The following is a 13,305-nucleotide window of genomic DNA, read 5'->3' as shown; positions in this document are numbered from 1 at the left end:
TCATCGCCACTAAATTTCGAGGTCTAGATTGCAAAAGATTATTCGGACTGTCAAATATTCTAAAAAACTTTGCTAAAAAAACATAAAATACATATAAAACAACAAGTTACATAAATATCAGAATAAATTACGAGCAACTTCATAACATTTTTGAGTAGTAAGTTAAGTTTCTCCTAAAACTGCCTTTTGGAATTTATCACCACCATCAACATTAAAACACCATCAACACGGAATATTTCACTACAAAACACTGCAATCTAGCGAGATATATTTTTTACATTTAGAATTAATTGTAAGTATTTGAAGGTTCAGTTTTTTTTTGTGAACAAGATCCACATTTGGTGATTAAGGATTCTATTTCGTGAACTGAGTAGTGTTTAGCAAAGTGTGCTATGATGCCGCTCCCGCAACATAGGTCACAATATGATTACCAGTAAAATCCAGCAATCTATCCGCCACAGTTATCAAAACCTGCAGTCACAGCTAGAAAACTTTGTACCTCGTCGTGCTCAGAACTATCTCGTTGCGGAAATCGCCAAGACTCTTTGCGGCGAATATCACAAATCTACGCGTATGATTGTTGCTGAAGCTGGAACCGGAATTGGTAAATCCCTCTCTTATTTAATGGCAGTGATCCCTGTTGCGGTGCTTAACAATAGAAAGGTTGTGATTTCGACAGCGACCGTTGCACTACAAGAACAGTTAGTGAACAAAGACCTGCCTCTATATAGAAGACTAACTGATCGCGAGTTTTCTTTTATATTGGCCAAAGGACGCCAGCGTTATTGCTGCGCCGAAAAACTGGCAACAGCTAGTGGTGTCGACGGCGGGCAACTGGCTATGTTTGAAAGTAAACCCAAAAAGAAAGACCTTGAGCTGCTTGAAACCATGTATAAGTCGCTTGCACAAGGTAAGTGGGATGGTGACCGAGATTCTTGGCCAAAACCAATCAAAGATGAAATTTGGCAACTTATCGTTAGTGATAAACACAGTTGCAACAACAGTATGCCAGCACATCGCGACTGCCCATTTCAGAAAGCTCGCTCTGAACTCGATAAAACCGATGTCATCATCGCTAACCACAGCTTAGTCATGGCTGACGCCGATCTCGGTGGTGGTGTCATTCTTCCAGAGCCTGAAAATACAATTTATGTTTTTGATGAAGCGCACCACCTTCCTCATGTAGCGCGCGACCATTCATCGGCTGCCGCTAGCTTAAAAGGCGCAGCGAGTTGGTTAGAACGATTGAATCAGTCCGTCACAAAGTTTTCCAATATGGCCGATGAAAAACGGGTATCTCGTTTTCGCAATGAACTGCAAGACTCCGTGCAGCAACTCATTCCTTCATTGAGCCAACTCGCAACTAGGTTCGATCCGGCTCATTTTGAAGAGAATATTTATCGCTTTGAAAATGGTGAGCTCCCTAGTTGGTTAGAAGAGGAGTCTAAAGAACTCAAAAAACTTTCTCAAAAAGGAGCTCAAGCAGTTGCCAAAATTGCTGACTTAATTGCTGAACGGGTAAAAGAAGGCGAGCTTGCCAATCGTCTAGCAGAACCAGCATTAGCTGAGCTTGGTTTCTACATCCAACGTATGGATAACCTAGCCCAAGTTTGGAACTTGATGGCTGAGCCTTTACGAGATAAAGGCGCTCCTCTGGCTCGCTGGCTTGAAGTTAGTTCCGAGCGTGAAGGCGACTTTATCGTTAATGTTTCTCCATTAGAAGTAGGTTGGCAATTGGACCAGCAGTTATGGAGTCGCTGTGTTGGTGCGGTCCTGACGTCTGCAACAATGAGGGCTCTAAACTCATTCAGTTTCTTTTGTCGCCAAGCAGGTGTGAGCGAAAAGCCAGACGATGGCGTGCGCTTCTTAGCACTCGCATCTCCTTTTGACTACCAAAACCAAGCCGAACTTCATGTGCCAAAGATGATGTATGAACCTCAAGCTCCACAGTTTACGGAATATCTTATCGAGATATTGCCTAACCTAATTGAAGACAAGAAGGCCAATTTGGTTTTATTCTCTTCTTACTGGCAAATGAATCAAGTGGCCGAAGCGTTATCAACAAGTTTCGTTAAAAAAGGCTGGGCTTTGCAGGTTCAAGGGCAAGAATCACGTTCTGAGATCCTAAAAAAACATAAAACCTTAGTTCAATGCCAAAAAACAAGCATTCTATTTGGTACCGGCAGCTTTTCTGAAGGTCTTGACTTACCTGGAGAGTTGCTTGAAAACCTCATTATTACCAAGATCCCTTTTGGCGTTCCGACCTCTCCGGTAGAAAGAGCGCACGCCGAGTATATTGAAAATCGTGGTGGTAACCCATTTATGCAGATCGCAGTACCTGAAGCGAGCAAAAAGCTAATTCAGTCAGTGGGACGTTTGCTGCGTAAAGAAAGAGATTCTGGTAAAGTCATCATCCTTGATCGCCGTGTAGTGACCAAGCGCTATGGCAGTGCACTGCTTGACTCACTGCCGCCATTTAAACGTGTAATAGAATAATCTTCGCTCTACATACAAGAAGAATAAATATATGGAATTTTTAGAGCCAACCATGCTGTTGGTGTTGGCACTTGTCGCCTTTCTTGCTGGATTTATTGACGCGGTCGCCGGAGGTGGTGGAATGCTTACCGTCCCTACCCTGCTTTCATTAGGGCTGCCTCCTCATATTGCATTAGGTACGAATAAACTTGCTGCTACCTTTGCATCATCGACAGCGGCATTTACTTACTACCGTAAAAAGCTCTTCAAGCCTGAATGCTGGGGACGTGCCTTTGCCGCTACATTGACAGGTGCAATACTTGGAACGTTATTTGTCGATCTTATCAGCACCGAATGGTTAGAGAAAATTCTTCCACTAGTCATTTTAGCCGCCGCTATCTATACCATTTGGCATAAAACGCCAAGCAAGGTAAATAACGAGACACCTCAACCATGCCCTACATTTATGAAAAAGCAATATGCTCAAGGGCTCACCCTAGGTTTTTATGATGGTGTAGCAGGCCCAGGAACCGGAGCATTTTGGACCGTAAGTTCAATGGCATTATACCGACTCAATATCTTGCTTGCGTCAGGTCTAGCAAAGGCGATGAACTTCACCAGTAACTTTACCTCTTTGGTGACATTTGCGATTTTGGGCCATATTGATTGGGTTCTTGGTTTAACAATGGGCGTATGTTTAATGGCTGGTGCCTTTGTTGGTGCACATTCCGCAATTAGATTTGGGGCTAAGTTTATCCGACCTGTATTTGTTACGGTGGTAAGTATCCTTGCCGTCAAACTTGCTTACGAAGCTTGGTTTGTAAACCTGTAGGGTCGCAGTCATGAGTAAAATTAAGCAATTACAATCAACGCTCGAACAATTATCCGTTCAAGCAGCCGGCCTCGACAGACAGCGTGGCGAGCACCACCTTGCTCTATTTGATGAAAGGCTCTTTCAATGTAAAGCTAAGCTTCTGGTTCCTTGCGTTAAAGAAACTCAATCAACGTTACAATCCATTATTCGTGAGGAAGAAGCCGGCAAACTCACGGCTCTACGCGCTGAGTATTTAACTGAACGACTTCTTGCTCAAATTGGTGCAATACAGCGTGAATTAGCAACAACCAAAATTCGTAAGAATGAGCCAAAACACAAAAGCTATTTCCAAAAGCCAATTAACGAGCTTTATCAAAATTTATCGCAACACCAAGATTGGGAGCGCCGTTTAATGGAAATGGTGCGTGACAAAGAGCTCGCCGTTCAATACGCACCTCCATTTCAACAGCAAGCAGCTCAACAAGCTCTGCTATCTACAGAGCAACGTCTGAAGCGCTGCCAAGAAGCAAAACTTAAAATCGAAAAACAGATCACTTACCGAGAGAGAAACCAATAATGTCTTCATCGAACTCAGGCTTAGATCAAGCGCCTGATGAAATAAAACTTGCCGTCGACCTTATCTATCTATTCGAAAGCAATGAAGTCGACCCTAAAGTCGCCCTTGAAGCATTAAAAATTGTTCAGTCTGATCTAGAAAGAAAGTTGGAGCAAACATGTACCAACTAACAATCGATATGAAGGCTTTCTTAGCAGAACACTGGCACAAGAAGCCTACTGTGATTAAAGGTGGATTTGCTGACTTTATTGATCCTATTTCTCCTGACGAGCTTGCGGGCCTTTCGATGGAAGAAGAGATCGACTCTCGCTTTATCTCCAATAAAGATAACCAATGGTCTGCAAAACACGGGCCGCTGCCTGAATCTCATTTCGACTCTCTGGACGAATCTCACTGGCAACTCATCGTTCAAGCATGTAACCACTGGCACTTGGGCTCGGCTGAGCTGATTGAGCCGTTTAAGCAACTCCCTCAATGGCTGTTTGATGATCTGATGGTTTGCTTTTCAGCACCAGAGGGTGGCGTTGGACCACATATCGATCAATATGATGTGTTTATCATTCAAGGTAGTGGTAAACGTCGTTGGCGCGTTGGCGATATCGATAAAGGCCAATACAAAGAATCGATTCAAGCGGGAGCGCTAAGACAGATCGAAGGATTTGATCCTATCATCGATGAAGTGCTTGAGCCCGGTGATATTCTTTATATCCCACCAGGCTTTCCACACGAAGGGAACACGCTTGAACCCAGTATGAGCTACTCAATTGGGTTTCGATCTCCTAAAGAGCAAGAGCTATTGAGCAATTTTGCTGATTACGTACTGGCGCATGATATCGGTGATGTTCACCTACATAATCCAGAGCAAAGTGTCCAAGATCATAATGGTGAACTCCTCGCGCAAGATGTCAATAAGCTCTCTGATATGCTCAAGGCTGCGCTAAATTCAGAAAAAGATATTCAAGCATTTTTAGGGGCGATGCTCAGTCAGTCTCGCCACCAGCTAGATATTGTCGAGCTCGAAGAGGAAGTCGACTCTAACGAGATCCAAGAGTTTTTATCTGGCGGCGGTATGTTACGTAAGGTATCAGGCCTTCGTACTCTCTATCTTGAGAGTATGACAAACCAAATTCACGTTAATGGTGAGACTTTTACTACTGCTGATCGATCGGTCACTCAGACTCTATGTAACAGTGAAAGTATTACACTTGATGAAATTAACGACATCAACTTGGATACTAACATTGCGCTTATCACTCAATTAGTGAATCGCGGCTACTGGTACTTTGACTAACAGAGCGCTAGGCCAAACAATATAAACTAAAATGGGCTTCGATATACGAAGCCCATTTTTTATTGCTTTAACTCTGCCTCTAAACTTTAAACTGATTGACTAGCTGTTGCTGTTTCGAAGAGAGATCACCAATCTGTGAGCTAACTGTCTCGGACTCTTCTGCTTGCGTTAAGATCTGTGCACTTAGATCGCGAATATTACTGACGCTTTGGTTCACTTCGGCAGACACTGACTGCTGTTCTTCAGCCGCTTTTACAATCTGCGAGTTCATATCATTGATCGATGCAATTGCTTCAAAGATCTGGCTTAACTCTGCTGCAGCATTCTGTACCTGTGTCGCCGAGTCATTGGCGAGATCATTACCATCTTGGATTGCTCGAACTACATCTCGAGTACCATTTTGCACGTTTTCAATCACTTTGCGGATCTCACCGACAGACTCTTGTGTTCGACTAGCTAAGTTACGAACTTCATCAGCAACCACAGCAAATCCACGACCTTGTTCACCTGCCCTCGCGGCTTCAATCGCAGCGTTAAGAGCCAATAAATTCGTCTGTTCTGAGATGCCTTCGATCACAGACAGTATTTCGGTAATGTTGGCATTGTTTGCTGCCAGCTCTTCCACCACAGGAACTGCTGCTGTCATACGCTCCACCAAGCGAACCATTTCTGTTTGCGATTGCTCGATAACATTTTGTCCACTTGCCGCAACTTCATTGGCTTTTTCCGCTGCTCTAACTGCTACTTCAGCGTTTTGTACAACTAAGCTAGCGGTCTGAGTCATTTCTTCAGATGCAGTAGCTACCAAGTCCACTTCTTTAAATTGAGAGTCACTGCTGGTTCTTGTTTGCTGTGCTGCTACTCTTGACTGCTGTGTCGTTGTGCCGATTTGTAGCGTTGTATCAACGACATCGCTAATAATCGATTGCAACTTATCGAGGAACTTATTGAACCCGATAGCAAGCTGACCAATTTCATCTTGAGACTTCACTTCCAATCGTTGAGTCAAGTCACCTTCACCAGATGCTATGTCTTCTAAACGGCTAACCACTTCTCGAATTGGCTTAACTAACCGAGAGGCGGCAAGTGCAATGGTTGCTAACCCCAAAATCACCAATGCGGCGCCTGCTATTAGTTCAGTACGAACGCTAGATTCAACCTGCTGACTAATAATTGCGTCTAACTTCTCGGCGTCAGACAATACACTCGCGCGTGGCATATCAAATAATACGCCCCAAGTTTGGTTCGCGACTACGATTGGTGCAAAGACACTTAACCAAGCTTCATCTTTACTCCATTGCGTTGTCACTTCTTGACCAAATAATAAATCTGTCAGTTGATCGTTTGAAAGAATATCACTGCCGAACGGTTGACCAACTTGGCGAGAAGAATCATCACTTGCAATCAAAGAACCATCTAGACTGATCAAGTTAATCTCACCACTTCCTGCAAATAGCTCTTTATCTGAATTAGCAACAATATTAGATAAAGAGTCTAGCCTTAGGTCGATACCAAAGAAGCCTACTGTTGTGTCATCAATTTTCAGAGGAACTGAGATAGAACTGGTTAAGAAGGCGCCTCCATCTTGCTGAACAACACGAGGAGTAGTGACACACGTATCTTCTGAAGCAAGCGGACAATAGAAGCGTTCACTATTTACAGAATCGGCTAATGTCGCTTCCGAGATAACATTCGAAACAACATTTTCACCATTTTGAGCCGTCATCCAATAAGGAGCAAAACGACCCTTATCATTTGAGCCTACATATTCCGCATCAATATAGTTGCTGTCTTCACCATCAAGCATTTCAGGGCGAAATACTAAATAAGCACCTTGAATAGTGTCAAAATCCACTACTGCTCTACGAACCATTTCATCAAGTGCGATACGCAGCTCTTCACTGTCACCAAAGTTTTCTTCACTCAGCCCCTTTTGAAACATCGCACTTGATGCCAGCATTTCAGCTCGATATAAGGCTTCATTTAGGAACTCCGTAACCTCGGTCGCATTGAGCAAAGCGCGGGTTTCCACAATCTGTTCAGATTTATCAATAACAGAAGCAGAGCTTTGCTGCTTGATTTGATGCTGATTAGAAATGGCGTTATAAACAGAAAAGCCAATTAGAGAGACTGAGGTGATAAGCAGGCACAAACCTGCAAGAAGCGTGATTTTCCACTGCACAGATAACGTTCGCATATTACTTCCTTTTAGCAAACTCGGTGATTACAGGACTTTCGATACAAATGTGATTATCAATTACACCACAATTGATTTATATATCAATCGAAAGTTTAAATAATTGTTAACAATAGCGAGCCACTATTTCCCTTTCGCCGCAACAGAGGTTTGATGCTAATATTGCGCTAATAAAAATAAAGCAGTCATAGCTAAGGAACAGAAATGAAAGTAATTTCTTTCAATATTAATGGCCTTCGTGCCCGACTTCACCAACTACAGGCGGTCATCGACAAACATCAGCCAGATGTCATTGGTCTTCAAGAGATCAAAGTTCACGATGAAGCGTTCCCACTCGAAGATGTTGAGGCCATGGGTTATAAGGTTTACTTCCATGGTCAAAAAGCGCACTACGGCGTGGCTATGCTATGTAAAAAAGAGCCTATCTCAGTTCAAAAAGGCTTCCCAACGGACAATGACGATCATCAAAAACGTATGATCATGGTAACCGTAGAAGATGATAACGGTGAGAAAGTGACCGTCCTAAATGGTTACTTCCCGCAAGGTGATAATATTGGCCACGAAACCAAGTTCCCTTACAAACGTCAGTTTTACAAAGACTTAATGACCTACTTAAATGACCATCACACTAACGATGAACAACTGATAGTGATGGGTGACATTAATATTAGCCCGCTTGATTCAGACATCGGTATTGGCGAACCAAACCGTAAGCGCTGGTTAAAAACAGGTAAATGTTCTTTCCAACCTGAAGAGCGTGAATGGTTGAAGACGCTACTAGACTGGGGATTTGTGGATACATTCCGTCAAATTAACCCTGATGTAAATGATCGCTTCTCGTGGTTTGACTACCGCTCTAAAGGATTCCCTGATAACCGTGGCCTTCGCATTGATGTGGTATTAGCAACGCCGAAGTTAGCTGAGAAATGTATCGAATCAGATATCGATTACGAATTACGCGGTATCGAAAAGCCGTCTGATCACGCACCAATTTGGTCGACGTTTAAGTAACGAGAACACGAACAAAGATTCCCTACTCTCTCCTTCGTCGTTCTATGGAATGACATAGATTTTATCCTGTCATCCTCAAGAGTGAGGCACGAACGAGTTGGGGATCTATAATAGCAAGTAGATACAAATCTTAGATTTCTTCAGTATGCCAAATACAAAAAATCCGGAGCCAGCGCTCCGGATTTTTATTTATCTTTCAGTAACTGAATCTTATTAGATAGCTACGAAATCTGCTTTGTAGTCTGGGTTAACGTCAGCTTCGTAGTCAACGCCTTCAACACCAAAGCCGAATAGCTTCAAGAACTCTTCTTTGTACTCAACGTAGTCAGTCAGTTCTTTAAGGTTCTCAGAAGTGATTTGTGGCCATAGCTCACGACAGTGCTGCTGGATGTCATCACGCAGTTCCCAGTCATCTAGACGTAGGCGGTTCTTATCATCCACTTCTGGAGCAGAGCCGTCTTCTTTGTATAGACGTTGACTGAACATACGGAAGATCTGTTCCATACAACCTTCGTGTACGCCTTGCTCACGCATCTTCTTAAATACCATTGCGATGTACAGTGGCATTACAGGGATTGCAGAACTTGCTTGAGTTACAACCGACTTAAGTACTGCTACATTCGCTGTACCGCCAGTTGCAGAAAGCTTGTCGTTTAATGCTGTTGCTGCACGATCTAGATCCATCTTCGCTTTACCTAGCGCACCATCCCAGTAGATTGGCCAAGTTAGCTCAGTACCGATGTAGCTGTATGCTACCGTCTTACAACCGTCAGCTAGAACACCCGCTTCAGAAAGAGCGTTGATCCAAAGTTCCCAATCTTCACCGCCCATTACAGTAACAGTGTCTTTGATCTCTTCTTCAGTTGCAGGCTCAACACTTGCTTCGATGATCACGTCTTTGTTTGTGTCTACTGCTGTCGAAGTATACGTTTCACCAATTGGTTTTAGTGATGAACGAATCACTTCACCTGTTTCAGGCATTTTACGTACTGGTGACGCTAGTGAGTATACCACCATATCAATCTGACCTAGGTCTTCTTTGATTAGGTCGATCGTTTTCTGCTTAGCTTCATTAGAGAATGCGTCGCCGTTTAAGCTTTTTGCGTAAAGACCTTCTTCACGAGCTAGCTTTTCAAATGCTACTGAGTTGTAGAAGCCCGCTGTACCTGGCTTTTTCTCTGTGCCTTCTTTTTCGAAGAAAACACCGATAGTTGAAGCACCGCCACCAAATGCCGCAGCGATACGAGAAGATAGACCGTAGCCACTTGATGCACCCACAACAAGTACACGCTTAGGAGCGTCTTTGATAGGGCCTTGCGCTTTAGTGTAAGCAATTTGTTCTTTTACATTAGCTTCACAGCCTACTGGATGCGTAGTAGTACAGATAAATCCGCGAATTCTAGGTTTGATGATCATATTCAACTTCCTTTAAATAACCCCGCTAGAATAAAAGTTTCGACGTAAGATCGCATCTAATTTCTGTAAAAATGTCGCCAAAATGCAAGTGGTTGGAGCACTTTAAAGCAATTGTCCTCTCACAGACGAAAGAAAGGCGCCCAATTGGACGCCTTATTGAGTAATTGAACAAATATCGTTCAATATCTATTTTCCAAATCGCATTTAAGCGACGCTATCAAGCTTTGCTGGTGACTTTTTTTGCGTATCATGAGTGCGAACTTCGCTGAAATCATGGCTAAAGTGGTCAACTTGAATCGCTTTATAGCGTAACTTGTCAGCCGCTACGATTTGATCCACTTCATCTTGAGTCAGTACGTTCGCTTCAAGTGCTTGTGCAAGGCGATCTTTAAGCAGACCTTTACGTGCTACCTTGCCCTCTTTCGCTGCACGCATCATCTTACGCTCAAGGCTCTTAATGTCGTACATCGCTAAGAATGCATTTTCCATCAAGCCTACACTGTCATTTTCATCTTGACCGACAAAGCAAAGGTGAGTCAGACGGTCACGGTGTGCGCCCGGAGTCATCAAGCTTTCCGCCAATTTAACTGTCAGGTCATCACTTGGCTTAGCGAAATGGTTACCTAGTGGGAAGATAATGACTTTAAGTAGGCGACCCACCGCTTTTTGAGGGTAGTTACTGAATGCTTCTTGCAGTGATTTCGCACCATTGTGAAGACAGTGCTGAACAGCATAATGTACATAGTCTAGATCTTGTTGCTGACGACCTTCGTCTTCATACTTTTTCAGTGCTGCCGAAGCCATGTAAAGATAAGCGAGTGCATCACCTAAACGAGCTGAAATCATTTCTTTACGTTTTAGATCTCCGCCTAACGTCGCCATGGCGATATCTGCGCTGACTGCAAGTGCACGGCTCAAGCGAGTCATATCTTTGTAGTAGCCCTGCGTTGGACCGCTCATGTCTGCTTTGATAAAGCGAGAACCAGTTAACGCTGCACCAAATGCACCAAAGGTGTTACCCATTGCATGTTTGATATGTTTGAACAGCAAGTCATCAAACTCTTTTGCACCTTGCTTTTCGTCTGGGTTGGCTGCCGCTTCCATCTCTTTCAGTACATATGGGTGACAACGTGTCGCACCCTGACCAAAGATCATCAGGTTACGAGTCAGGATATTTGCACCTTCTACCGTAATCGCAACAGGGATACCAAGATATGGTGCCGCTAGATAGTTCATCGGACCGTCTTGAATTGCTCGACCTGAATGGATATCCATTGAGTCATTAAGAATCGTACGAGCCATTTCGGTCATATGGTACTTCGCAATCGCGGTAACAATTCCCGGCTTTTCTTTTAGATCGAGTGACGTTGTCGTTAGCGTGCGCGTTGCTTCCAACAAGTATGTTAAACCACCAATACGACCGAGTGATTCTGCGACACCTTCAAACTTACCAATCGACATACCAAATTGTTTACGTACGTATGAATATGCACCGGTCGTGCGAGCTGTCAAATGGCCAATTGCAGTGCCAAGTGCTGGTAATGAAATACCTCGACCTGCTGAAAGACACTCCACCAGCATACGCCAACCTTTGCCCGCGTAATCTTGACCGCCAATCAGCCATTCCATTGGAATAAAGACATCTTTACCACGAGTAGGACCATTCATAAACGCTAGGCCAAGTGGGTCGTGGCGCTCACCGATTTCAACACCTTTATGGTCCGCTGGAATAAGAGCACAAGTAATGCCTAGCTCTTTCTTATCTCCCATCAGTCCGTCTGGATCGTACATCTTAAATGCTAAGCCCAATACAGTAGCCACAGGAGCCAAGGTGATGTAACGCTTGTTCCAGTTTAGACGAATACCTAATACTTCTTTGCCTTCATGTTCGCCGTAACAAACAATACCTTCATCTGGAATACCACCTGCGTCCGAACCAGCTTCAGGGCCCGTCAATGCAAAACATGGGATGTCGGTACCGTCAGCTAGACGCGGTAGCCAGTAGTCTTTTTGCTCTTGGGTACCATAGTGAGAAAGTAGCTCACCGGGACCTAACGAGTTTGGAACCATCACCGAAACTGCGGCACTGATACTGCGAGTCGCAATTTTGGTTACGATTGTTGAGTTAGCCAGTGAGGAGAACTGACGACCACCATATTCTTTAGAGATGATCAGAGAAAAAAAGCGCTCTTTACGTAGGTATTGCCAAACTTCTTCTGGCAAATCGCGATCTTCTTTTACGATCTTATGATCATCTAACATTTCCAACAGTGTTTGCAGTTCATTGTCCATGAACGATTGCTCTTCTGCTGAAAGCGTTGGTTTAGGGTATTGATGTAGTTTGGTGAAGTCAGGACGACCTGAAAACAGCTCTCCATCCCACCATACACTTCCCGCTTCCATCGCTTCTTTTTCAGTGCTTGAAAGAGGTGGTAGTACTTTCTTAAACATTTTGAAAGCCGGGTCGCTAACCCATTTTCTTCGTAGAGAGCCCATAATCAGATCCTTTTGTTCGTTTAATGGTCCAATATTTTTATTTTTTGTATAGGTACAGATTTAAGTTTTATTCCGCCGCGACACCCGCAGCTAAAAATGGAATCAGTTGGTCTACAACAGACTTAGCGTCCATCGATTTTCCGTAGTCGTTCTCAGCAATTTCTAGTAGTGCTTGGCTTGATGCCATGGTGAAAACACACGTCCCAAGGGTAAAGTGCAAACGCCAGAACAGCTCTTCTTGAGTCAATTTAGGATTTGCTTTCATTACCGATTCAGTAAACAAAGACAGTGTTTCCGAATACCGCGTCGTGATAAACCAACGCAGGTGACCTTGAACATCGGTGTAACCACGACCAATCAACAACATAAAGCGACTTGTTCCGTTTGGCCTTACATCATTCAAGTTACGCAAAGGCGCTCTTAAAGACTCAAATACTTCAGCCATGCTGTAATCGTCATTCAAGTTCAGATTTATCAACGCATCTTGAACCGCTGGCATAAACGCCTCGAGGTATCGATTAAGCACCGCTCTTACCAATGTTTTCTTATCACCAAAATGGTAGTTGACCGACGCAAGGTTAACGCCCGCTTTGCTGGTAATCGTACGCAAAGAGGTATCTTTGAAGCCATGCTCAGCAAACAAAGCTTCAGCAACATCAAGGATTTTCTCTTTAGTCGAATTTCTCACTGGCATTTCAATCACTCGTATTAAACAACTGTTTGAAAATATACATTCGAAACACGAAAGCAACAAGTTATTAACATCACATTTTTGCTTATTGGTCTGACCAGAGGGCGTAACTTGTTGAGATGAAGAAAAATTTAATTTTTTTTAATTTGAAGGGAACTGAATGGAAAAGTCTGAGTCTTACTAAGTGTAGTTAGCAGAGCATTCAGGGTTTGGAGAACCCATTAAGTTTAACAGGCCGTCAAACTTGTTTTCTTACTGAAGCTACTAATTTACGCTGCTTTTTCTTATTAACTCCTATGTTTATTTGTATCCGCCCAGAGCCAAATTGCTCTGGGCT

At 43.5% G+C, this 13,305-nt stretch carries 10 protein-coding genes; 6 read left to right on the top strand and 4 right to left on the bottom strand.

Features of this window, described 5'->3' with window-relative positions:
- The first annotated feature begins 423 nt into the window (after positions 1-423).
- Genes dinG through AAFX28_RS14465 form a run of 5 tightly spaced genes read left to right on the top strand, consistent with a single transcriptional unit; the run spans position 424 to position 5,157 of the window.
- Positions 424-2,496 (top strand): ATP-dependent DNA helicase DinG, encoded by a 2,073-nt coding sequence (dinG, locus tag AAFX28_RS14485; protein ID WP_408688672.1) that lies wholly within the window; start codon positions 424-426, stop codon positions 2,494-2,496.
- 31 nt (positions 2,497-2,527) lie between these two features.
- The gene (locus tag AAFX28_RS14480) at positions 2,528-3,307 is read left to right on the top strand and encodes a sulfite exporter TauE/SafE family protein (RefSeq protein ID WP_408688670.1); all 780 of its coding nucleotides are present in this window, start codon (positions 2,528-2,530) and stop codon (positions 3,305-3,307) included.
- A 10-nt stretch (positions 3,308-3,317) separates the two neighbouring features.
- Entirely contained in the window at positions 3,318-3,866 is a 549-nt protein-coding gene (locus AAFX28_RS14475; RefSeq protein ID WP_408688668.1) for a primosomal replication protein, read from the top strand.
- The gene (gene rsmS / locus AAFX28_RS14470) at positions 3,866-4,036 is read left to right on the top strand and encodes a pleiotropic regulatory protein RsmS (RefSeq protein ID WP_004413488.1); all 171 of its coding nucleotides are present in this window, start codon (positions 3,866-3,868) and stop codon (positions 4,034-4,036) included. Before AAFX28_RS14475 ends, rsmS begins: the two co-directional genes overlap by 1 nt.
- On the top strand, positions 4,024-5,157 hold the full coding sequence (locus tag AAFX28_RS14465; protein WP_408688666.1) for a JmjC domain-containing protein: 1,134 nt from the start codon (positions 4,024-4,026) through the stop codon (positions 5,155-5,157). The genes rsmS and AAFX28_RS14465 overlap by 13 nt, the downstream gene beginning before the upstream one ends.
- A gap of 79 nt (positions 5,158-5,236) precedes the next feature.
- Here AAFX28_RS14465 and AAFX28_RS14460 read toward each other — a convergent pair whose 3' ends face one another.
- Positions 5,237-7,354: a methyl-accepting chemotaxis protein gene (locus tag AAFX28_RS14460; RefSeq protein WP_408688664.1), complete on the bottom strand. Its 2,118-nt coding sequence runs from the start codon at positions 7,352-7,354 to the stop codon at positions 5,237-5,239.
- A 204-nt stretch (positions 7,355-7,558) separates the two neighbouring features.
- On the opposite strand from AAFX28_RS14460, the gene xthA reads away from it, so the two are divergent.
- Positions 7,559-8,365 carry an exodeoxyribonuclease III gene (xthA, locus tag AAFX28_RS14455; RefSeq protein WP_408688663.1) on the top strand — a complete coding sequence of 269 codons (807 nt, stop codon included), beginning with the start codon at positions 7,559-7,561 and terminating at the stop codon, positions 8,363-8,365.
- A 213-nt stretch (positions 8,366-8,578) separates the two neighbouring features.
- Here the strand turns inward: xthA and fabV are convergent, their stop codons facing one another.
- From fabV to AAFX28_RS14440, 3 genes are all read right to left on the bottom strand, one after another.
- A complete protein-coding gene (fabV, locus tag AAFX28_RS14450; protein WP_408688661.1) occupies positions 8,579-9,781 on the bottom strand; it encodes an enoyl-ACP reductase FabV in 1,203 nt (400 codons plus the stop codon).
- 204 nt (positions 9,782-9,985) lie between these two features.
- The gene (locus AAFX28_RS14445) at positions 9,986-12,277 is read right to left on the bottom strand and encodes an acyl-CoA dehydrogenase (protein WP_408688660.1); all 2,292 of its coding nucleotides are present in this window, start codon (positions 12,275-12,277) and stop codon (positions 9,986-9,988) included.
- A 67-nt stretch (positions 12,278-12,344) separates the two neighbouring features.
- Positions 12,345-12,971, bottom strand: coding sequence for a TetR/AcrR family transcriptional regulator (locus tag AAFX28_RS14440; RefSeq protein ID WP_408688659.1), 627 nt, complete (start codon positions 12,969-12,971; stop codon positions 12,345-12,347).
- Between the last annotated feature and the right edge of the window lie 334 nt (positions 12,972-13,305).

Source organism: Vibrio sp. TBV020 (assembly GCF_046056895.1).
Classification (GTDB): Bacteria; Pseudomonadota; Gammaproteobacteria; order Enterobacterales; family Vibrionaceae; genus Vibrio.
This window is presented reverse-complemented; position numbering and strand designations above follow the sequence as displayed.

Coding starts and splice junctions, on each gene's coding strand:
- dinG (WP_408688672.1), top strand. CDS start 424: ATGATTACCAGTAAAATCCAGCAATCTATCCGCCACAGTTATCAAAAC.
- AAFX28_RS14480 (WP_408688670.1), top strand. CDS start 2,528: ATGGAATTTTTAGAGCCAACCATGCTGTTGGTGTTGGCACTTGTCGCC.
- AAFX28_RS14475 (WP_408688668.1), top strand. CDS start 3,318: ATGAGTAAAATTAAGCAATTACAATCAACGCTCGAACAATTATCCGTT.
- rsmS (WP_004413488.1), top strand. CDS start 3,866: ATGTCTTCATCGAACTCAGGCTTAGATCAAGCGCCTGATGAAATAAAA.
- AAFX28_RS14465 (WP_408688666.1), top strand. CDS start 4,024: ATGTACCAACTAACAATCGATATGAAGGCTTTCTTAGCAGAACACTGG.
- AAFX28_RS14460 (WP_408688664.1), bottom strand. CDS start 7,354: ATGCGAACGTTATCTGTGCAGTGGAAAATCACGCTTCTTGCAGGTTTG.
- xthA (WP_408688663.1), top strand. CDS start 7,559: ATGAAAGTAATTTCTTTCAATATTAATGGCCTTCGTGCCCGACTTCAC.
- fabV (WP_408688661.1), bottom strand. CDS start 9,781: ATGATCATCAAACCTAGAATTCGCGGATTTATCTGTACTACTACGCAT.
- AAFX28_RS14445 (WP_408688660.1), bottom strand. CDS start 12,277: ATGGGCTCTCTACGAAGAAAATGGGTTAGCGACCCGGCTTTCAAAATG.
- AAFX28_RS14440 (WP_408688659.1), bottom strand. CDS start 12,971: ATGCCAGTGAGAAATTCGACTAAAGAGAAAATCCTTGATGTTGCTGAA.